This window comes from Burkholderia cepacia GG4 (assembly GCF_000292915.1).
In the GTDB taxonomy this organism is placed as follows: Bacteria; Pseudomonadota; Gammaproteobacteria; order Burkholderiales; family Burkholderiaceae; genus Burkholderia; species Burkholderia cepacia_D.
The window spans coordinates 2,140,142-2,158,755 of record NC_018514.1; the positions used below are offsets into that span (position 1 = coordinate 2,140,142).

Here is an 18,614-nt window from a genome sequence, read left to right on the forward strand (position 1 = left end):
CGAGCGCTACGTAACATCAGGCCCGGCGTTACGGCACCTTACGGGAACATCGCGGCGACCGCACCGGTGCACCTGGCGCGCCCGTCTCGCGAATCCGCCATTCCTCCGTTTATTTCGCACCGATCTTCCCGATTCCCGCAACAAAGCGCGCGCCCGTTGTGCGGACGATGTCGTGGCGCGGAATTTGCAGTTGTGACCCGGACACACTTCCAATTCAATGTCGAGGGCACCATGCATCATTACTTGAAGAAAACGACGGTATCGCTGGCCGTCTTGTCGCTGCTCACACTGTACGGCTGCGGCTCGGTCGACGGACCGGTCACGCCGTCGGTCAAGCCGAGCACGTCCGGGACGTCGGGGACTTCCGGGACGTCGGGCGGCGGCTCGTCGGGTACGTCCGGCGGCGGTAGTTCGGGGACTTCGGGTTCGTCGGATCACACGGGTACTTCCGGCACCTCGGGTACGTCGGGTACTTCCGGCACGTCGGGTACCTCCGGCACGTCCGGTACTTCCGGCACGTCGGGTACCTCCGGCACGTCGGGTACTTCCGGTACGTCGGGTACTTCCGGCACGTCGGGCACCTCCGGCACGTCGGGTACTTCCGGCACGTCGGGCACCTCCGGCACGTCGGGCACTTCCGGTACGTCGGGTACTTCCGGCACGTCGGGCACCTCCGGTACGTCGGGCACTTCCGGTACGTCGGGCACCTCCGGTACGTCGGGCACTTCCGGTACGTCGGGCACTTCCGGTACGTCGGGCACTTCCGGTACGTCGGGCACTTCCGGTACGTCGGGCACTTCCGGTACCTCGGGCACCTCGGGCACCTCGGGCACCTCCGGCACCAACGTCACCCCGCTCGGCAACGTCCTCCAGCAATCCGGCTCGCTCGTCACGGGCCTCGGCACGACGATCGCGAACGGCGGTGCGCAGGCTGGCGGTGTGCAGGTCCCCGGCACGAACCCGACGACGGCCACCAGCGTCGGCAACGCGGTCACGAGTCTCGGCAATGGCGTGCAGTCGCTCGGCAACGGCGTCGCGGCCGGCCTCGGGTCGATCGGCGTGTCGCCGAACCCGCTCGGCTCGACGCTCACGTCGACCACCGGCCTGCTGACCGGCGCCGGCGGGGCGGTCAACAACCTCGGCAACGCAGTGACGAGCCTCGGCACCGGTCCGCTGTCGCCGCTTGCTCCGGCGACGACCCTGGTCGGCAATCTCGTCAACACGGTCGGCACTGCGGTCAACTCGACCGCATCGGCGCTGAACACGGCGCTGAACAGCGCGCCGGTCCAGCAACTCGAGACGCAGCTTGGCAGCGTGATCAATCCGATCACGAACACGCTGACCGGCGGCGTCACGACGCCTGGCGCCACGCAGACGCTCGGCGGCGCGACCATGCTCGGCGCCCCGCTCAGCGGCCTGCTGAGCACGCTCGGCAGCGGCCTGGGCCTCGCCGGTTCGCAGGTCGGCAGCGCGACCGGCAACCCGGTCGGCACGAGCGCCGGCGGCAGCGTGTCCCAGCTCGGCAACACGGTGACGTCGAGCGGCGGCCTGCTGTCCAGCGGCAGTTCCAGCAGCGGTACCAACCCGCTCGCACCGATTACCGGCTTGCTCGGTACGCTGACGGGCGGGCTCGGTGGCGGCAGCAGCTCGAGCGGTTCGGGCGGCACCAGCGGGACGAGCGGCACCAGCGGCGGCCCGCTCGCGCCGGTCACGGGCCTGCTCGGCACGGTGACGGGTGCGCTCGGCAACCTGGGTTCGAGCGGGACCAGCGGCACCAGCGGCTCGGGTGTCGGCGGCCTGCTTGCGCCGGTCACCGGCCTCGTCAACTCGCTGGCGCCGATCGGCGCAAGCCTCACCGGCACGGTCACGACGCCGGGCGGCAACCTGACCGGCAACCTCGGCGGTGCACTGACGAGCGGTCCGGTCGGCACGCTGACGGGTTCGCTGACGTCGCCGGCCGGTGCCCTGGGCGCGGTCGGCACGGCCAGCCCGAGCGGCGCGGCCGGCACGGTGACGACGCCGGCCGGCAGCGGCACCGTCACGGCCGGCCTGACCGGCAGTTCGACCGGCGCCGCGAGCGGCACCAACAACCTGCTCGCACCGGTGACGAACCTGCTCGGCGGTCTGCTGGGCGGCACCACCACCAAGAAGTAACGCTTCACCCATCAGAACGACAGGCCAATGGCCGGGCACATACCAATCCAATGCCCGGCCGACGGCCGGCGCCACCCGCCAAGCGGGGGCGCCGGCCCTCATCCCGACGAGGATCCGATCATGAATTCCACGCTCGACGGCATCGCCGCGGTCCCGGACCGCCCGCCCCGTTCCGCCACGCCGTTCCGCGCCGGCCTGCTCGGCATCGCGGCCGGGCTCTTCGCGCTGTGGATCACGCGCGACCAGCCGACGCTCGACGCGGCCACCCGCGCGGTCATCGCCAGCCTCGCGATCATCGGCACGATCGCGCTGCACGAAATCTGCATCTCGCGTGTCTATCTGCGCCCGAGCGCGGGGCTGTCGCGGCAGGCCGTGCGCCCGCTCGGCCTGGCTCGCGTCGCGACGCGGCTCGGCGCGCTGACGTCGATCTACGCCGGCATCGGCATGATCTACTGGCTGCTGCCCGAATATCACGGCGCGTTCTACCTGCCGTTCTGGTCGCTGCTGCGCTCGCTCGCGCCGTACGTGATCGTCGCCGCGCCGTTCTACTTCGCGTGGATGGACCGCCACCAGCGCGAGACCGACGACGCGTACCTGCTGTGGGGCCGCCTGCTGTTCCGCCGCGAGCAGCCCGCGAGCTGGCAGCCCGTGCGCGAAATGCTGGCCGGCTGGGGCGTGAAGGCGTTCTTCCTGCCGCTGATGACCGTCTACCTGTCGAAGGACGCCGATCACCTGAGCGCGTCGCTCGCGAACGCGCTGCACGCGCCGATGACGCTCGCGGCCTTCGTATTCCTGTACGACCTGTCGTTCACGATGGACCTGATGTTCGGCACCGTCGGCTACCTGTGCACGTTCCGCATCCTCGACAGCCACGTGCGCACCGTCGAGCCGACCACGCTCGGCTGGGTCGCCGCGCTGATGTGCTACCAACCGTTCTGGTCGCTGTTCTCGAACAGCTACATCCGCTACGAAGGTTCGCTGTTCTGGGACAACTGGCTGCTGTCCGCGCCGACGCTGCGCGTGATCTGGGGCGCGGTGATCATCCTGCTGTTGCTGACCTACGCGCTGTCGACGATCTCGTTCGGGCTGCGTTTCTCGAACCTCACGAACCGCGGGATCATCACGTCGGGCCCGTATCGCTTCACGAAGCATCCGGCATACATCACGAAGAATCTGTCGTACTGGATGGTGTCGGTGCCGTTCGTCGAGCCGCTCGGCTGGCAGGTCGGGCTCATGCACTGCGCGGGGCTCGTCGCGGTCAATCTGATTTACTACACGCGGGCGAAGACGGAGGAGCGTCATTTGATGCGCGACCCGGACTATCGCGCGTACGCCGAGTGGATCGCGCAGCACGGGTTGTTTGCGCGGATCAAGCAGGCGTTCGGGGGGCGGCAGGCGGGGTGAGGCGGTCTTGCGGCCACGAATTCCCCGCTTGCCGCGACGATCAAGGTCCCGGCCGAATCGCGTGCGAACAAGAGGAGATTTCGCACACGCTCGACGCCAAAATTGCCTGAAACCGGATCGGTGACGCGCACGAATCGCGCGTCGCCGATCCTTTTTGCCTCAGACGCACAACGTACAGGCCGGTGAAGTTTGCAGCCACGGCCAAACTATAGTTCGGCCGGACCGGCACGATCGAGCGAGCAATGGTCGGCTTGTAGGTGACGGTCCCGCCCGAGACGTCGGCCATTTCGACGACCGGCGGATTCGGATCGGGAATGATGTCGGTGGTGAAGTTCAGGGTCAGCCTACGGTCGGACATGCTGTCGAACGCCCCGTAGGACTTGACCTCGTAGATATAGTCCGCCTGCACGCCCGCCGGTACCGGATCGGGTTTCCCGACGCAAATCGTCCCGTCGCGGACCACGCCTTCCGACGGCGTCTTGAACGTCAACGTTGCGATGCCGTCGTCGGTGACCAGCGTTATCGTTGCATTCGCCACTGCACTCTTGGAGAGCTGGATCGATGGGGACTCGACGCGGGTCGGTGCCTGATCAGCGGCGCGCGACAGCCGGTTGGCGCGGCGCAGTTGTGGACCGCGCTCGCGCACGACTACCGGCACGGCTTCGTCGACGTCGAAGGCCGCGCGCTGCGCTATCTCGGCGAAACCGTTGCGGATCACGTGCACGGTGCGCTGCATACGCGCCGGCTGCTGCTCGGCAGCGGGTGGACACTAAGTGAACTGGCACGGGCAACCGGAATGACGGCCGCAGGCCGGGTACGCGGCGATGCGCTGAAATTTTCGGCGGAACGACACGAACTGCGTCACGTTCGCCGCATCGGCAGCACGCCGCACAGCGCCCGCGCACCGATGCGATAATCCGTGCGCTCCGCGCGACGCTTCCGCGTAACCCGCCAACCGATACGCTCCTCGATGGCCACCGAACCCCGAACCGATTCCGAACGCCGCATCGACATCGTCGCGCTGTGCGGCAGCCTGCGTGCGCAGTCGTACAACGCGGCGCTGCTGGATGCGGCAGCACGCATCGCGCCGCGCGGGATGCGCATCACGCGCTTCGATCGCCTCGGTGAATTTCCGCTCTTCAACCCCGATGCGGAATCTCCGCCGCCGGCCGCGGTGCGCGACCTGATCGCGCGCCTGAACGCCGCGGACGGCGTGCTGATCGCGAGCCCGGAATACGCGCACGGCGTGACGGGCGTGATGAAAAACGCGCTGGACTGGGTCGTGGGGTGCGAAGCCGTCGTGTACAAGCCGGTCGCGGTACTGAACGCGTCGCCGCGCGCGACGCATGCGGACGCGGCGCTACGGGAGACGCTGTCGGTGATGTCGGCGTGCATCGTCGAGCGCGCGTCGATCACGCTGCCGATCCTCGGCAGCCAGCTCGATGCAGCGGGCATCGCCGCGCATCCGCCGTTCGCCGCGGCGCTGACCGACGCGTTGCACGCGCTGTGCGCGGCGATCGACGCGCAGGCACCGGGCCGATAGACCGGCGGCGGCACCGGTGAAAACAGGCGTTATCGCGCCTTGGTGCGCGTGGTCTTCTTCGCCGGTTTCACCGCTTTCGCGGCCTTCGCGCGCGGCGCTTCCTTCTCGGGCTGCGCGCCGCCGCCCGCCAGATCCTCGAGCGACGCGAGCGCATCGATGTACGACAGGAATTGCTGCAGGTATTCCGGCGACAGTTCGCGCATGGTCGCGAGCGACCGGTGCACGAGGCTGTTCGAATTGAGCGGCCCCGCGTTGCGCGGCACCTGGTCGAGCGACTGGCGATACTGCTGTTCGGTGCGGACCTTCGACCACATCGTGCGGAAGTAGTCGATCAGTTCGGGATCGACTCCGCGCCGGTCGGCCTGCGCATCGCGCGCGAGCTGATCGACGAGGCCGCCGAGCAGGCTGCGCACCGGCGCCGGCACGGTTGCCTGCACGGTCTCGCTGGCGGCTGCCGCTTCGCCGGCTCTCGCGACGATCTCCGCAAAACCTTCCAGCAGCGTCGCGAGCCGTGCGTCGAGCAACGCGCGCACGTCGCCGTCGAGCGCGGCCGCGCGCTTCTCGAGCGCGTCGAGCCGATGGAAGCGCACCGGATCGAGCCGGTCGGCGCCCTGCTCGCGCCACGCGTCGAGCGTCGCGCGCACGTGCGTCGCGTCGTCCGTCACTTCGCCTTCCCTCCGCTCGATGCGGTCTTGCGCGGCACCGGCGCGATCTCCACGCGGCGGTTCTTCGCGCGGCCTTCATCGTCCGCGTTCGAGCTGACCGGCTGTTCGGAGCCGAACGCGGCCGCGAACACCGACGGCGCCGGCACGCCGGCGTCGATCAGCGCACGCGTGACCGTCAGCGCGCGCTTGGCCGACAGTTCCCAGTTGTCCGCGAACTGGCGGTTGCCGGCGCGCACCTGCTGGTCGTCGGCGAAACCGCTGATCATCAGGATCTCGTCGCGCGTCTTCAGGTACGCGGCCAGCGGCCCGGCCAGCGTCTTCAGCAGATCGCGGCCCTCGGGCTGCAACTGGTCGGAGTTCAGCGCGAACAGCACGTTGCCGCTGATGCCGATGCGGCCGTTCACGAGCGTCACGCGGCCGGCCGCGAGCGGCCCGGCGAGCGCCTCTTCGAGCGACTTGCGCTGCTGCGCTTCCTGCTGGCGCGCACGTACGGCTTCCTCGAGCTTCGACGTGAGCTGCAACTGCATGCCGATCACGCCGACGAGGATCAGCACGAACGCGCCGAGCAGCACCGACATCAGGTCGGCGAACGCGGGCCACACCGGCGCGGCAGGCGCGCCGTCGTCGATTTCGTCGTGCATGCTTTACGCTCCGACCGATGCCCGCCGACCGGCGATCTGCTGCAGGTCCTCGACGATCTGCTTCTGCGACATCATGCTCAGGTCGATCACCTCGCGCGCCTGCGCGACGTAGTACTCGAGTTGCTCGTCGCTGCGCGCGAGCGATTTCTCGAGCGCGGCCTCGATGCGTTGCAGATGGTTCAGCAGCTTGTCGTTCGACTCGCCGAATACCTGCACGGCCGTGCCGAACGCATCGCCGAGGCTCGCGACCTCGACGGCGCCCGCCGTGACCTGCGCGGCCACCGAATCGAGCTTGCGCGTTTCGGCATCGACGGTGTCGTTGAAGCGCGCGCCGACGCGGTCGAGCAGGTCGGCCGACGTGCTGACGAGCGCGTCGATCGCGGTGCGCTGTTCGGTCGACGCGTGGTTGACCGCGCCGAGCAGCGTCTCGAGCGTCGCGAGCAGGCGGCTGCGCTCCTCGAGCATCGCGGTGTCGCGCACCATGCTGTCGGACAGCCGCTGACGCAGCTCGGCGACGACGTCGGCCGCGGCCTTCGGCGCTTCCGACGCAGCCTGCACGAGGCGCGAGATTTCGTTGATGGTGTCGCTTGCGTGCACCTGCGCCTGCGCGGTGATGTCGTTCGCGGTGCGGGTCAGCGTGTCGCAGATGTCCTGCTGGCGCGTCGCGGCCTGTGCGCTCGTCTGCGCCCATTCGTCGCGCAGCGCAGCGGCCATCGCGGCGAGCGAATCGTTCCATGCCGACAGACGTTCCTCGTCGCGCGCGGCCAGTTGCGTCTGCAAGCCCGTGTGCGAATCGCGGATCGTCGACAGCAAGTCGTTCGAGCGTTGTTCGAAAGTGGATGCTTGCGTGGTGAGATCGCGCGTGGTTTGCGCGAGTGCGTCGCAGATTTCCTGCTGACGGCCTGCGCTGTGCACGCCCGCGCGCTGCCACTCGTCGCCGAGCTTCGTCGCCATCGCGGCCAGCGAATCGTTCCATGCCGACAGGCGTGCTTCATCGCGTGCGGCCAGTTGCGTCTGCAAACCCGTATGCGAATCGCGGATCGTCGACAGCAGGTCGTTCGAGCGTTGTTCGAAAGTAGATGCTTGCGTGGTGAGATCGTGCGTGGTCTGTGCGAGCGCGTCGCAGATTTCCTGCTGACGGCCCGCGCTGTGCACGCCCGCACGCTGCCATTCGTCGCCGAGCTTCGCCGCCATCGCGGCCAGCGAATCGTTCCATGCCGACAGACGTTCCTCGTCGCGTGCGGCCAGCTGCGTCTGCAAGCCCGTGTGCGAATCGCGGATCGTCGACAGCAGGTCGTTCGAGCGTTGCTCGAACGTAGCGGCTTGAGCGGTCAGGTCGCGCGTGGTGTGGGCGAGCGCGTCGCAGATTTCCTGCTGACGGCCCGCGCTGTGCGCGCCCGCGCGCTGCCATTCGTCGCCGAGCTTCGTGGCCATCTCCGCCAGCGAAGCATGCCACGCCGACAGGCGTTGCTCGTCGCGCGTAGCGAGTTGCGTCTGCAGCCCCTCATGCGACTCGCGCATCGCGGCGAGCGTCGCACCCGAATGCCGCTCGAACGTCGCGGCGGCTTCGCCCAGCGCCTGCGCATGCTGGCCGGCCAGCGTCGCGCCGACCTGCTCCTGGCGCGCGAGCGCATCGCGCCACGCGTCCGACAGGCGGCTCTCGGTCGATTCGAGGCGCGTCGCCACACCGTCGAGCAGGTCGGTCGAACGCTGCGCGAAGGTGTCGGTGAACTGGCCGAGCGTGGTCTGCAGCTGCTGCGCGACGGCGTCGCCCGCGCGGCGCTGCTCGTCGAGCGCGCGGTTCCAGACGGCCGTCACGTTCCCGGTGGTCTTCTCGAAGCCGTCCGTCAGCCCGTCGAGCTGACGCTGTACGGCGCCCGTCACGGTGTCGCGCAGCGCGGCCATCTCCTGCGCGAGCCCCGTCATCGTCGCCGCGACGACCGGCTGCAACGCGGCACCGGCCACGCGTGCACTCTCGGCGGCGCTTTCCTTCAGCGCGTCGCCGACATTCGACGCAAGGCCCGCATACGCGCGCTCGGTGCGGTCGAAAAACGCCTGCTGGCTTTCGATCTGGCGATCGTGCAGCGCGACGCTGCGCGCCTCGAGCGTCGTGATCATCGTCTGCAGCCGGTCGACCAGCGCCGGCATCACGTCGGCCTGGCGCTGCAGCAGCCCGAACGACTCGTCGCGCTGGTGCGCGGACGAATGCACGCGCAGCGTCGTCGCGATCTTCGCGTCGAGCTGCTGGCCGGCGTCGATCCGCTCGCGGCGCACGAGCGCGGACAGGAGCCCGAGCATCGCGGACGTCGCGACGCCGGCGATCGACGTGCCGAATGCGAAGCCGAGACCCTTCACCGGCGCGATCAGCGACGCGCGGATCGCGTCGAGGTCGGTCGCGCTTTCGAGCGCGGCGCCCGTGCCCTTCAGCGTCACGACCATCCCGAGCAGCGTGCCGAGCATGCCGAGCAGCACCAGCAGGCCGACGAGATACGGCGTGAGCGACGGGCCCGGCAGCGCGACGCGCGCGCCTTCGACACGCGCGCGCACGGCGCTGCGCAGGCCCGGGGGCAGCGTATCGAGCCAGCTATCGAGTTTCGCGGGCGGTTCGGTCAGGCCGGCCACCGCGTGCGACAGCGTGGCGGTCGCCTGCCGGTAGCGCAGCAGTTCCCACGCACCCGCGACGTAGCACGCGCCGATCAGCAGCGTAACGGCGCTCGCGAGCGGGTTCGACGCGACATAGCCGACGCCGATCCAGCACACTGCGAGCAGACCGGCGACGAAGACAACGAGATCAAGACGAATTCTGGACATAGCGTATCGATTAGCAGGTACGAAGGGCCGCGAGCAGCCCGTCTACCGTTTGAAACCGGACTTCGAGTTCGGCGAGCAGGATGCTTTGCATCTCGTCGCGAAACGTATCGAGCCACGTGCCGGGCGCAATCGCCGCGGTGGACGGTGCGTCGGCATCGGCGGCGGCCGCCGCTTGCGCGTCGGCCAGCGCCTGCCGCTCCGCGTCGCGCAGCCGCTCGAAGCGCGTGCCGAGCAGCGCGGGCACGGCGGACAGCAGGCTGCGCTCGCGCGCGCCGAGCACGCGCTCCATGATCGCGTCGAGCGTCGCGAGCCGCGCCATCCCGGACGCGCGCGCGGCGAGCGCGACCCGCAGGCGGCCGCGCAACTGGCCGATCGCGGTCTCCATCTCCTGCTGCAGGGACAGGCAGCTCTGGCGGAAGTCCGCGAAGTTGGCCGTGTCGGCGGGCGGCGGCGGCAACTCGCCGGGACGCCTCCGCGTGCGCGGACGGTGGGCGGCCGTGATCGCCTGCGCGAGGTCGTGGCGCACGCGCGCGCAGTCGCGCTCCGCGTCGTAACCACGCACGCCGGCCGCGACGCCGGGCGGGCTCGCAGTCAGCGCGGACGACAGCGTGATCGCGTCGGTCCAGCCGAGCCACTGGCTCAGGCGGTCCGACAGCGTCTGCGGGGATTCCGCGACATCGGCATCGGTCAGGCGCGCGAGCAGCCGGACGAGCGTCGGGCCGCTCAGTGCCGGGCGCGGGGGAGCTTGCACCATGCTGCAAACCGTCAAAAAAGGCAGCAGTTTACACGTCGTCGGCAGGTCGACCGCCAGAATCGGGGCAGCGGCCCGCGCCGGCATCCCGCGCAACCGGCGCGAACGCCCGCCGTACAAGGCTCGCGCGCCGATCATCGGGGTGGCGGACCGCGCCGACGCGCCCCCGGCGGCGGCCCCTTCCGAAGCCGACCAAGCGGCGCCGGCCGCGAGGCGCGCCGGCGGTCGATTCCGTCACGGACGTGCGGTACCATCGCGACACCCGCCACGCGATCGCGCCCCATGCGGGCCCGCGCCGCCACGCAAGCGGCGCGCAGGCTGCCGGGCGGGTCACGGATATCCGGCCGATATCGGCGGGTCGCAGGCGGCGCCCCGGAGACGGGTGCTGCCGCCCATGACAACGACAGATCAATAACAGACGGGCTCGCCCGACCGCACACGATGCTTTCCGACTTCGTCGCGCGCCTGCGCGAGCACTTCAGCAAACCGCCCACCCGGCAGGACTTCGCCGAACGCCTGATCGCCGCGCTGCGCGCGACCGGCGACACGCGCGAGTGGCTTCACGAGAACGACAAGGGCCGTCTCGTGCAAGCGGATGTCCCGTCGAACATCATCAACCTGCACAACCTGTTCCGCGACTACGCGGACGCGAAGCCGGCCGAGCGCGAGGCGACACTGACGCGCCAGGCGAACGCGATGATGCAGCACGAGATTCCGTCGGACTTCGCCGAAGTCCGCGCGCGGCTGCGCCCCGTGATCCGCAGCGCGACCGAGCGCGGCGCGGTCGCGTTGCAACTGACCGGACAGCCCGGCGCGTCGGAAGTCGCGTTCCGGCCGCTGTGCGAGAACCTCGAGATCGGCATCGCGTACGACGGCGAATTCAGCGTCGCGCGGCTGACGACTGCGCGGCTCGCGGAATGGGGCGTCAGCTTCGACCACGCATGCGACATCGCGATCGACAACCTGCGCGGAGCGTCGTCCGCGCCGTGGGCCGCGTTGCGCGACGGCGTGTTCCTGTCACAGTTCGGTGACTTCTACGACGCGGCGCGGCTGCTGCTGACCGACCTGCTGCACCGCCAGCCGATCTCCGGCGCGCCGGTCGTAATGGCGCCGAACCGGGCCGTGCTGCTGCTCACCGGCGACCGCAACGCGGCCGGGCTCGCGACGATGGTCGAACTCGCCGAACAGGCGCGCGCGCAGCCGCGCCCGCTGCCGCCGTTGATGCTGCGCTGGGACGGCGCCGCGTGGCGGAATTTCATCCCGGACGGGCTGGCCGCGAAGCTGCACGCGCTGCGCGTGGACGAGCTCGCCGGCGACTACCAGGATCAGCGGGCGCTGCTCACCGACCTGCACGCGCGGGACGGCACCGACATCTTCGTGGCGACCTACACCGTGTACCGGCGGCAGAACGGCGAGCTGTTCAGCGTCGGCGTGTGGAGCGACGGCGTGCCGACGCTGCTGCCCGATACCGACATCGTCGTGCTGTACCGGGAAGCGACGCGGCAGGCGGCCCATGTGCCGATGGCAGTACTGCGGCAGGCGTGCGGCGACCTGATGACGGCGACCGCGCATCGGCCGGTGCGGTATGAAGTGACGGCATTCCCGGACGATGCGCGGTTCACGGCGCTGATCGAACGGTATCCGGCGACCTGACAGGCGGTTGCGTGGGCCGGGCCCGCCACGCGCCGGAATGGCCGGCCGTGGCGGCATGCCGATCAGGAATATCAGGAATGAACGGGGGCATGCCCCCGGGATGACACCGCCTGCTGTCAGATCCCCGCTTTCGGCGCATTCAGGATCAGCCGCAGCCCGAGCAGCGTGATCGCGCCGGCCGCGACGCGGTCGACCCACTTCTTCGCGCGCAGGTAGAGTTCGCGCGGACGGCGGGTCGAGAAGCACAGCGCGACGATCGTGTACCAGCCGAATTCGACGCCGAACACCAGCGGCGGCAGCGCCAGGTAGCACCACAGCGGCGGATGCTGCGGCAGCAGCGCCGCGAAGATGCTGCCGTACCAGATCGCCGTCTTCGGGTTGCTCAGCTGGGTCGTGAGGCCGGTCCAGAACGACTTGCGCGCGCTGCCGGCGGCGATCCCCTGCGGGTCGTCCATCGCAATCGGCCGGTCGGCGCCGCGCCAGATCTTCGACGCCATGTAGATCAGGTACGCGCCGCCCGCCAGCTTGAGCCCGACATACAGCCATTCGACCGCCTGCAGCAGCGTGTAGAGGCCGGCCAGCGCGACGCCACCGAACACGATTCCGCCGATGCCCATGCCGAGCGCGGTGGCGAGCCCGTCGCGGCGCGACAGCCCGATCGAGTTGCGGGCGACCAGCACGAAACTCGGGCCCGGAATCATCGCGCCAAGCCACAGCGCGGCCAGAATGGCGAGTACGGCAGCCGATGCAGTCATCGAAGTCTCCTTGGTGAGCGACGCCGAAGCGCCGGCGCCTGCGGGTCGTATCGAATCGTATCGATCCCCGACGCTGAAGCCGATGATTCTGGCACGCTTCGCCGCCCGCCGAAAGCGCCCGCGCGCTGCTATGCCGGCTGCCGTTCCCGCCATCGCGCCCCGCCAACCATGATCGAGATCCGCGCCGCCCGCTATCCCGGCGTTGCCGCCGTCGGTCGCCGCGCAGCTGCCGGCCGGCTACCAGCGGTTCCTCGCGCAGCAAGGGCCGGCACTTGGCAACGGGCGGCACAGCCTGCTCGTCGTCGTGCATCGCGCGACCACCGACACGCGCGAGCAGCCGTCGCCGCGCCCGCTGCTTATCTTCGAGGAACAGGCCGACCACAGCTATCGGCTCACCGCACGCAACGACGGCGTCGTGATGCGCGCGAATGACGCGCTGCAGTGCGATCCGTTCGATCCGGAAGCGGCTGCAGACGGCGGCATTGCCGTGACGGGGCACTATTTCACGGTGCAGAACGACGTCGCATGCGGGCAGCACTGGAGCGACTACGTGACGTTCCGCTACGACCCGCGCACGCAGACGTGGGTGTTTTCCAGCGATATCTACACCGAGTCGTTCCCGCTCGATCCGGACAAGCCCGATGTCGTCAGCGCGGTGCGTGCCGATGCACGCAAACCGGTGTCGTTCAGCGAGTGGACGCGCAAGGAATAGCCACCGCGCGCCGCATGCATGCGCAGGTTGCGTCACGAGCGTGTTCGTGTTCCCGACTCGTCGAGCCTAGCGGAAACTCGACTGCATGCCTGGAGCGCTTGTCTGCGCGTGCCGCTCCGGCGCAGGCAGGCCGGCGTCGTGCTCGTCCGCGCCGATCGACTCGACGCCGGCGCGACGATCGAGCACGGCGCGTGCCCTGTCCATATCCAGCGCGCCCTCCCAGCGGGCCACCACCACCGTCGCCACGCCGTTGCCGATCAGGTTCGTCACCGCGCGCGCTTCATTCAGGAAGCGGTCGACGCCGAGCAGCAGGACCAGGCCCGATACGGGCACCTGATGCATGGTCGACAAGGTTGCCGCCAGCGCGACGAAACCCGCGCCTGCAACGCCCGCCGAGCCCTTCGACGTCAGCAGCAGCACGCCGAGCAGCAGAAGCTGATCCCCGATCGACAGGTGGATATTGAATGCCTGCGCGATGAACAACGCCGCCATCGTCAGGTAGATCGCGGTGCCGTCGGCATTGAACGTATAGCCGGTGGGCAACACCATGCCGACGACCGGACGCGAGCAGCCCATACGCTCCATCTTGAGCAGCATCTGCGGCAGCACGGCTTCCGTCGATGCCGTGCCGAGCGTGATCAGAATCTCGTCGCGGATATAACGCAGGTATTTCCACAGCGACAACCCGCACACGCGCATCACGAGGCCGAGCGCCACCGCGACGAACAGGATCGACGTGAGGTACAGGCACAGCATCAGTTGACCGAACTGCGCGAGCGTGCCGATGCCGTATTTGGCGATGGTGAACGCCATCCCGCCAAATGCGCCTGCAGGCGCCACGTACATGACGATGCGCACGACCCCGAACATCCCTTGCAGGAACATGTCGAGCATGTCGACGAGCGGCGCGGTCCTCGGGCCGAGCTTCGCGAGCGCGATCGCAAAGATCACCGAGAAGAAGATGATTGGCAGGATCTCGCCGTTCGCAAAGGCGCCGACGACGCTGCCCGGCACGATGCTCATCAGGAAATCGAGCGTGCCGTGATGCTGCGCCGCGTGCGTGTAGCTGGCGATCGCTGAACTGTCGATCTTCGCCGGATCGGCGTTCATCCCGCTGCCTGGCCGGATCACGTTGACGACCCCCATCCCGACCACGAGCGCGACGGTAGACGCGGCTTCGAAATACAGTACGGCCTTGACGCCCACCCGCCCGGCTTCGTGAAGATCGGTCATGCGCGCGATGCCGACCACGACCGACGCGAAGATGATCGGCGCGAGCAGCATGCGGATCAGCTTGATGAACAGGTCGCCGAGCGGCTTGAGCTGGGCACCGATATCGGGATAGAAGTGCCCGACGAGGATGCCGGCGGCGATACCGATCAGCACCTGGACGTAGAGTTTGGAAAGCGTTCTGCGAATGCGTGATGCCTGCATGACTGTCTCCTGTGCATGGCGTCCGGTTTCGGCAAGCGCGTGCGTGCCGGCGAGGTAGCCGATCGCCGTGAACGCACACGCCGATTCCGCCCGCCCGAATCATTCTTCTATGTGATCTGATGCGGCGCACCGTCGAGCGTCCGGCGCACCATGCCTGCACCGCTTACGCGGACAGCTTCTGCATTTCCGCGTACAGGTCGGCCTTGCCTTCGAAGCCGATGCCCGGCAGGTCCGGCATCGTGATGAAGCCGTTGTCGACCTTCACGCCGTCGGGGAAGCCGCCGTACGGCTGGAACAGGTCCGGGTACGACTCGTTGCCGCCGAGGCCGAGGCCGGCCGCGATGTTGAGCGACATCTGGTGACCGCCGTGCGGGATGCAGCGGCTCGGCGACCAGCCGTGCTGGCGCAGCATGTCCAGCGTGCGCAGATACTCGACGAGACCGTAGCTCAACGCGCAATCGAACTGCAGCCAGTCACGGTCGGCACGCATGCCCCCGTAGCGGATCAGGTTGCGCGCATCCTGCATCGAGAACAGGTCCTCGCCCGTCGCCATCGGCTTGTCGTAGTAGTTGCGCAGCGTCGCCTGCAGCTCGAAATCAAGTGGATCGCCCGGTTCCTCGTACCAGAACAGGTCGTATTGCGACAGCGCCTTCGCATATCGGATCGCGGTATCGAGATCGAAGCGGCCGTTGGCGTCGACGGCGAGTTTCTGGCCGTCGCCGAGCACGCTGAGGATCGCGTCGATGCGGCGCAGGTCTTCGTCGAGCGACGCGCCGCCGATTTTCTTCTTCACGACCGTGTAGCCGCGGTCGATGTAGCTGCGCATCTCGTCCTTGAGCTTCTCGTGATCCTGGCCCGGATAGTAGTAGCCGCCCGCCGCATAGACGAAGATCCGGCGGTTCGGCCGGCCGTCGCCGTAGCGGTCCGCCAGCAACTGGAACAGCGGCTTGCCTTCGATCTTGGCGACCGCGTCCCATACCGCCATGTCGATCGTGCCGATCGCGACCGAACGCTCGCCGTGGCCGCCCGGTTTCTCGTTGGTGAACATCGTCGCCCAGATCCGGTGCGGGTCGAGGTTGTCGCCCGCATCGTTGACGAGCGAACCGGGGTCGGCCTCGAGAATGCGCGGGATGAAGCGCTCGCGCATGAGCTTGCCCTGGCCGTAGCGCCCGTTCGAATTGAAGCCGTAACCGACGACCGGCTTGCCGTCGCGGATCACGTCGGTGATCACGGCGACGAGGCTCAGCGTCATCTTGCTGAAGTCGATGTAGGCGTTGCGGATCGGGGAACTGATCGGAACGGTTTGTTCGCGAATCTCGACGATTCTCATGCTGGCGTCTCCTGGACTGACACGTTTTCGGGCTATCTCGATTGCATGCACGCTGCTGCAACGAGATGGAGCATAGTCCGCGGAGCACGCCCTATAATTCACCTTGATTCATTTCATTTTTTACTAAAAGTGAGAACTGATTCAACCTCCGACTTCGAGTTCTTCGTTCAGCTCGCCAAGCTGAAGAGCCTGTCCGGCGCGGCCCGCTCGCTCGGGATCACGCCTCCCGCGGCAACCAAGCGGCTCGGCATTCTCGAGGACCGGTTCGGCAAGCGGCTGGTCAACCGGACGACCCGCAGCGTCAGCCTGACGCCGGAAGGCGAGATGTATGCGCGATACGCCACACAGATCCTCGATCAGGTGCGAGAGATGGAGGACGCGATCGCGGGCACGCCCGCGGATCCGCACGGGCGGCTACGCATCAATGCGACGCTCGGTTTCGGGCGTACGACCATCGCACCGCTGGTATCGGAATTCGCGAAGCGCTATCCGAACGTCGATGTCCAGTTCGTGGTCACCGATCGCCCGGTCGACCTCGTCGAAGGCGCCTTCGACATGGCCATCCGGTTCGGCGAGTTGCCGGACCAGCGCTTGCGGGCGCGCCGCCTGATGAGCAATCGACGGTTCCTGTGTGCATCGCCGAAATATCTCGAGCGCCACGGTGTGCCGCAGTGCAAGGAGGACCTGGCGCATCACCGCTGCATCATCCATACGCAGAACGACGATGCGTTCGGCGTGTGGCGCTTCATGCAGGAGGATCACCTGGAAGCGCTGAAGGTCAGCGGCTCGCTGTCCAGCAACGACGGCGACATCGTGCTGCGCTGGGCGCTGGACGGTCACGGCATCCTGATCCGCTCGGAGTGGGATCTCGCCAAATACATCCAGAGCGGGAGGCTGCGCCTCGTGCTGCCCGACGTGGTGCTGCCGTCCGCCGACCTGTTCGTCTACTACCCCGGGCAACGCAACGAATCGACGCGCGCGCGCGCATTCATCGATTTTCTGGTCAAGCACTTCGAAGCACCGTTTGTTCCGGTCGACGTCGGCAAGTCCGCGCCCGAGCGAAAACGGCCCGGTCGCGCGAAGAACTGACGCCCCGTCGTCCCGCGGCTCTTCCGGCCGCGGGCAGTCGATGCAGGGACACATCATCACGCGGGCCGCCATGTCTCGGGCGGGGCGGGAAGCCGCTCCCCCAACCGGGCATGAACGGTGTTCCGCGTCGCGCGCCCCGTACGACTCGCATGCACCCGCCAACCGGTCTACCATAAGCGCTCGTCGCCGTTCGGGCGTGCGCCGGCGCGGCATGCCGCGTGCGCCTGCCCCTTCCCTCGTTGAACCAGCGCAGGAGGACGTCATGACGCAACACTTCGACGCGATCGTCATCGGCACCGGGCAAGCCGGGCCGCCGCTCGCCGCGCGCCTCGCGGGCGCCGGCATGAAAGTCGCGATCGTCGAGCGCGGGCGCTTCGGCGGCACCTGCGTGAACACCGGCTGCATTCCGACCAAGACGCTGATCGCGAGCGCGTACGCCGCGCAGCTCGCGCGGCGCGCCGCCGAATACGGCGTGGCGGTCGGCCCCGTCAGCGTCGACATGAAAGCCGTGAAGGCGCGCAAAGACCAGATTTCCGGCCGCTCGAACCACGGCGTCGAGCAATGGGTACGCGGGCTCGCCAACACGACCGTGTTTCAGGGCCATGCCCGCTTCGAGCGCGCCGACGCGGTGCGCGTCGGCGACGAGCTACTCGAGGCCGGGCGCATCTTCATCAACGTCGGCGGGCGCGCGCAGATTCCACCGATGCCGGGACTCGACTCGGTGCCGTACCTGACCAACTCGACGATGATGGACGTCGACTTCCTGCCCGAGCATCTGGTGATCGTCGGCGGCAGCTACGTCGGGCTCGAATTCGGCCAGATGTACCGCCGCTTCGGCTCGAAGGTCACGATCGTCGAGAAAGGCTCGCGCCTGATCCGTCGCGAGGACGAGGACGTGTCGCAGGCCGTGCGCGAAATTCTCGTGAACGAAGGCATCGACGTGCAGCTCGACGCGAACTGCCTGAGCGCGCGGCGCGACGGCGACGGCGTCGTGGTCGGGCTCGACGCCACCGGCGGCGGCCGCGAAGTCGCGGGCTCGCACCTGCTGATGGCGGTCGGCCGCGTGCCGAACACCGACGACCTCGGGCTCGAGCGGGCCGGCGTCGCGACCGACGCGCGCGGCTACATCACGGTCGACGACCAGTTGCACACCAGCGTGCCCGGCATCTGGGCGCTGGGCGACTGCAACGGGCGCGGCGCGTTCACGCACACCGCGTACAACGACTACGAGATCGTCGCGGCCAACCTGCTCGACAACGATCCGCGCAAGGTGTCCGATCGCATCACCGCCTACGCGATGTACATCGATCCGCCGCTCGGGCGGGTCGGCATGACGCTCGCGGAAGCGAAGCAGACCGGCCGCCGGCTGCTGGTCGGCACGCGCCCGATGACGCGCGTCGGCCGCGCGGTCGAAAAAGGCGAGAGCCTGGGTTTCATGAAGGTGATCGTCGACGCGGACAGCCACGCGATTCTCGGCGCGTCGATCCTCGGCGTGACGGGCGACGAGGTCGTGCACGGGATGCTCGACGTGATGGCCGCAGGCGCGCCCTACACGACGATCAGCCGCGCGATGCACATCCACCCGACCGTGTCGGAGCTGGTGCCGACGCTGCTGCAGGACCTGCATCCGGTCGAATGAAGGACGGCGGGCGGGCGCGCATCCCGCGCGTCC

Annotated in this window: 14 protein-coding genes and 1 pseudogene; 8 read left to right on the plus strand and 7 right to left on the minus strand. The window is 68.5% G+C overall.

Going from position 1 to position 18,614, the window contains the following annotated elements; genetic code table 11:
• The first annotated feature begins 231 nt into the window (after positions 1-231).
• The 4 genes and pseudogenes from GEM_RS30560 (at position 232) to GEM_RS25220 (ending at position 5,101) form a co-directional block, all read left to right on the plus strand.
• Positions 232-2,154 (plus strand): collagen-like triple helix repeat-containing protein, encoded by a 1,923-nt coding sequence (locus GEM_RS30560; protein WP_014900242.1) that lies wholly within the window; start codon positions 232-234, stop codon positions 2,152-2,154.
• A gap of 120 nt (positions 2,155-2,274) precedes the next feature.
• The gene (locus GEM_RS25205; RefSeq protein WP_014900243.1) at positions 2,275-3,558 is read left to right on the plus strand and encodes an isoprenylcysteine carboxylmethyltransferase family protein; all 1,284 of its coding nucleotides are present in this window, start codon (positions 2,275-2,277) and stop codon (positions 3,556-3,558) included.
• A 553-nt stretch (positions 3,559-4,111) separates the two neighbouring features.
• A pseudogene (locus GEM_RS32355) lies at positions 4,112-4,474 on the plus strand (histone acetyltransferase); the annotation flags it as partial.
• A 54-nt stretch (positions 4,475-4,528) separates the two neighbouring features.
• A complete protein-coding gene (locus GEM_RS25220) occupies positions 4,529-5,101 on the plus strand; it encodes an NADPH-dependent FMN reductase (RefSeq protein ID WP_014900245.1) in 573 nt (190 codons plus the stop codon).
• A 29-nt stretch (positions 5,102-5,130) separates the two neighbouring features.
• On the opposite strand, the gene GEM_RS25225 is transcribed toward GEM_RS25220, so the two are convergent.
• Genes GEM_RS25225 through GEM_RS25240 form a run of 4 tightly spaced genes read right to left on the minus strand, consistent with a single transcriptional unit; the run spans position 5,131 to position 9,972 of the window.
• The gene (locus GEM_RS25225) at positions 5,131-5,766 is read right to left on the minus strand and encodes a DUF2894 domain-containing protein (protein WP_014900246.1); all 636 of its coding nucleotides are present in this window, start codon (positions 5,764-5,766) and stop codon (positions 5,131-5,133) included.
• Entirely contained in the window at positions 5,763-6,407 is a 645-nt protein-coding gene (locus GEM_RS25230; RefSeq protein ID WP_014900247.1) for an OmpA family protein, read from the minus strand. The genes GEM_RS25225 and GEM_RS25230 overlap by 4 nt, the downstream gene beginning before the upstream one ends.
• Before the next feature lie 3 nt (positions 6,408-6,410).
• Positions 6,411-9,218: a DUF802 domain-containing protein gene (locus tag GEM_RS25235; RefSeq protein ID WP_014900248.1), complete on the minus strand. Its 2,808-nt coding sequence runs from the start codon at positions 9,216-9,218 to the stop codon at positions 6,411-6,413.
• A gap of 10 nt (positions 9,219-9,228) precedes the next feature.
• Positions 9,229-9,972: a DUF3348 domain-containing protein gene (locus GEM_RS25240; protein ID WP_014900249.1), complete on the minus strand. Its 744-nt coding sequence runs from the start codon at positions 9,970-9,972 to the stop codon at positions 9,229-9,231.
• Between the two features lie 438 nt (positions 9,973-10,410).
• Between GEM_RS25240 and GEM_RS25245 the strand changes: the two genes are divergently transcribed.
• Entirely contained in the window at positions 10,411-11,622 is a 1,212-nt protein-coding gene (locus GEM_RS25245; protein ID WP_014900250.1) for a hypothetical protein, read from the plus strand.
• Between the two features lie 116 nt (positions 11,623-11,738).
• On the opposite strand, the gene GEM_RS25250 is transcribed toward GEM_RS25245, so the two are convergent.
• Positions 11,739-12,377: a LysE family translocator gene (locus GEM_RS25250; protein WP_014900251.1), complete on the minus strand. Its 639-nt coding sequence runs from the start codon at positions 12,375-12,377 to the stop codon at positions 11,739-11,741.
• A gap of 193 nt (positions 12,378-12,570) precedes the next feature.
• On the opposite strand from GEM_RS25250, the gene GEM_RS25255 reads away from it, so the two are divergent.
• The gene (locus GEM_RS25255) at positions 12,571-13,089 is read left to right on the plus strand and encodes a hypothetical protein (protein ID WP_051138020.1); all 519 of its coding nucleotides are present in this window, start codon (positions 12,571-12,573) and stop codon (positions 13,087-13,089) included.
• Between the two features lie 66 nt (positions 13,090-13,155).
• On the opposite strand, the gene dctA is transcribed toward GEM_RS25255, so the two are convergent.
• Both dctA and GEM_RS25265 read right to left on the minus strand, forming a co-directional pair.
• Positions 13,156-14,523, minus strand: a complete 1,368-nt coding sequence (dctA, locus tag GEM_RS25260; protein WP_014900253.1) for a C4-dicarboxylate transporter DctA — start codon at positions 14,521-14,523, stop codon at positions 13,156-13,158.
• 163 nt (positions 14,524-14,686) lie between these two features.
• Entirely contained in the window at positions 14,687-15,853 is a 1,167-nt protein-coding gene (locus GEM_RS25265; protein ID WP_014900254.1) for a mandelate racemase/muconate lactonizing enzyme family protein, read from the minus strand.
• Positions 15,854-15,982: 129 nt separating this feature from the next.
• On the opposite strand from GEM_RS25265, the gene GEM_RS25270 reads away from it, so the two are divergent.
• Positions 15,983-16,942: a LysR family transcriptional regulator gene (locus tag GEM_RS25270; RefSeq protein WP_014900255.1), complete on the plus strand. Its 960-nt coding sequence runs from the start codon at positions 15,983-15,985 to the stop codon at positions 16,940-16,942.
• A gap of 262 nt (positions 16,943-17,204) precedes the next feature.
• On the plus strand, positions 17,205-18,581 hold the full coding sequence (locus GEM_RS25275; protein ID WP_014900256.1) for an FAD-containing oxidoreductase: 1,377 nt from the start codon (positions 17,205-17,207) through the stop codon (positions 18,579-18,581).
• Positions 18,582-18,614: the final 33 nt, after the last annotated feature.

What these genes read in the sequence shown, in the direction of transcription:
- GEM_RS30560 (WP_014900242.1), top strand. Translation starts at nt 232, where the DNA reads ATGCATCATTACTTGAAGAAAACGACGGTATCGCTGGCCGTCTTGTCG.
- GEM_RS25205 (WP_014900243.1), top strand. Translation starts at nt 2,275, where the DNA reads ATGAATTCCACGCTCGACGGCATCGCCGCGGTCCCGGACCGCCCGCCC.
- GEM_RS25220 (WP_014900245.1), top strand. Translation starts at nt 4,529, where the DNA reads ATGGCCACCGAACCCCGAACCGATTCCGAACGCCGCATCGACATCGTC.
- GEM_RS25230 (WP_014900247.1), bottom strand. Translation starts at nt 6,407, where the DNA reads ATGCACGACGAAATCGACGACGGCGCGCCTGCCGCGCCGGTGTGGCCC.
- GEM_RS25235 (WP_014900248.1), bottom strand. Translation starts at nt 9,218, where the DNA reads ATGTCCAGAATTCGTCTTGATCTCGTTGTCTTCGTCGCCGGTCTGCTC.
- GEM_RS25240 (WP_014900249.1), bottom strand. Translation starts at nt 9,972, where the DNA reads ATGGTGCAAGCTCCCCCGCGCCCGGCACTGAGCGGCCCGACGCTCGTC.
- GEM_RS25245 (WP_014900250.1), top strand. Translation starts at nt 10,411, where the DNA reads ATGCTTTCCGACTTCGTCGCGCGCCTGCGCGAGCACTTCAGCAAACCG.
- GEM_RS25250 (WP_014900251.1), bottom strand. Translation starts at nt 12,377, where the DNA reads ATGACTGCATCGGCTGCCGTACTCGCCATTCTGGCCGCGCTGTGGCTT.
- dctA (WP_014900253.1), bottom strand. Translation starts at nt 14,523, where the DNA reads ATGCAGGCATCACGCATTCGCAGAACGCTTTCCAAACTCTACGTCCAG.
- GEM_RS25265 (WP_014900254.1), bottom strand. Translation starts at nt 15,853, where the DNA reads ATGAGAATCGTCGAGATTCGCGAACAAACCGTTCCGATCAGTTCCCCG.
- GEM_RS25275 (WP_014900256.1), top strand. Translation starts at nt 17,205, where the DNA reads ATGACGCAACACTTCGACGCGATCGTCATCGGCACCGGGCAAGCCGGG.